The sequence below is a fragment of the Paraburkholderia sp. SIMBA_030 genome (assembly GCF_046535245.1).
GTDB lineage: Bacteria > Pseudomonadota > Gammaproteobacteria > Burkholderiales > Burkholderiaceae > Paraburkholderia.
Map to the genome: position 1 here is coordinate 1 of NZ_JAWRXB010000874.1, position 261 is coordinate 261.

The following is a 261-nucleotide window of genomic DNA, read 5'->3' on the forward strand; positions in this document are numbered from 1 at the left end:
GCCCGGACCGGATCATCATTGGCTGCGAACGTGACGAAGTGCGCGAAGTAATGCGCGACCTCTATGCACCGTTCAACCGCAACCACGACCGCGTCATGTTCATGGACCTGCGCAGCGCCGAACTGACCAAGTACGCCGCCAACTGCATGCTGGCCACGAAAATCAGCTTCATCAACCAGATTGCCGAACTGGCCGAACACCTGGGCGCCGACATCGAATCGGTGCGTCTGGGCATCGGCGCCGACTCGCGCATCGGTTATC

At 60.5% G+C, this 261-nt stretch carries 1 pseudogene; it reads left to right on the top strand.

Annotated elements, in window-relative coordinates:
* Nucleotides 1–261, top strand: a pseudogene (locus SB772_RS42510) (UDP-glucose 6-dehydrogenase); the annotation flags it as partial.